Source organism: Agromyces sp. NPDC055658 (genome assembly GCF_053618155.1).
This window is the reverse complement of sequence record NZ_JBSHHD010000088.1, coordinates 276-1,676: the sequence shown is the minus strand read 5'-3', so window position 1 is coordinate 1,676 and position 1,401 is coordinate 276. Positions and strand designations below refer to the sequence as shown.

Annotated in this window: 1 protein-coding gene; it reads left to right on the top strand. The window is 60.5% G+C overall.

Annotated elements, in window-relative coordinates:
- On the top strand, positions 1-432 hold a 432-nt coding region (locus ACWGPE_RS18670), incomplete at its 5' end, for an nSTAND1 domain-containing NTPase (RefSeq protein ID WP_452049259.1).
- Between the last annotated feature and the right edge of the window lie 969 nt (positions 433-1,401).

The following is a 1,401-nucleotide window of genomic DNA, read 5'->3' as shown; positions in this document are numbered from 1 at the left end:
GAACTATGGAGTGCACGGAACTATCCGCTTACGCCGGTGATTGTCCTGGATCAGTTCGAAGAGCTGTTCACGTTGGGCGAGCGATTTCCGGACCGCGTCGACGCGTTCCGGAATGACCTCGGTGACCTGGCCGAGAATCGAATCCCCGCCGATCTGGCAGCCCGGATCAAAACCGGCGAGGTTGTGGCGGGTCGATTCAACCTGCGGTCACGCAACTTCAAGTTGCTGATCACCCTCCGCGAGGACTACCTCCCCCACCTCGACGAGTGGTGTCGGCTCATTCCCGGGCTGGGACGCTCCCGGATGCGACTTCTGCCGTTGCGGGAAAACGAAGCATTCGATGCGGTATACGGGCCGGCCGCAGACCTGATGACCGAGGCGCTGGCACGCCAGATCTGCATCCTGACCGCGACGCTGTATCGCCGGGCGTAGGCTTTGCCGCTGAGCGGCGGCGCCTGGCCGAGGTCGAACCCGCACTGCTGAGCTTGGTCTGCCGGGAGCTGAACGAAGTTCGCAAACAGCGCGGGCACGACCAGTTTGACGAGGCACTCATCGAAGAGCATGGGCGTCGGACGCTGTCCAACTACTACTCGAACTGCGTGCACGACATGCGGCCAAAAGTCGCAGAGTTCATCGAGTCAGAGTTGATAACCGAAACGGGATTCCGGGACTTTTACGCCCTTGAAGACGCTGTGCCTTCACGCCTGACTGAGGAGGAACTCGACCATCTGATCGACTCACGCCTGGTGCGGCTTGCGGAATACCATGGCGCGCAACGGATCGAACTGACACACGACGTGCTCACGCGCACAGTTCGTGAACACCGTGACCGGCGGCGGGTGGAGGAAGAGAAGGCAGATGCAGCGGCCCGTGTGGAACAAGAGAAGCGTGCGTATGAGGAAGAGGCTGCGCGGCATCGTGCGGAGCTCGATCGTGAGCGGCGGGCTGGACGGAAACTGAAGTGGTTCTCAGCCGCACTTGCGGTGGTGTGTTTGATGGCGTCCTACTTCGCCTGGGATGCGCGCCGGTCCAAAGACAATGCCGAGAAGAGTCTCAACGAGGCGCTTGCTGAACGGTTGAGCGCACGGGGACAGTTGATGCTGTTCACTGCTCATCCCGGCGGCGAATTAGAAGCGTTCAGCAAGATTCTTGCCGCACAGAACCTCTCGGAGAAGCCGGGAATTGGCCCCTTGCTCACGGCGCTCATCACCAAGCCATGGCTTGAGAAGGTGGTCGACCTTCCGGGGGAGGACGGCCTGTTCAGTGGAGATGGCAAGTGGTTTTTCACGCAAGCTACGGAAGGAATTCAAAAGGGTGATGCTGCGACGGGGGAATCGGTCGGAAAGCCCTTCGGGGACAGCACAGTTCATCTACGGTCTGTGAGTTGGAACGGCCGTTACG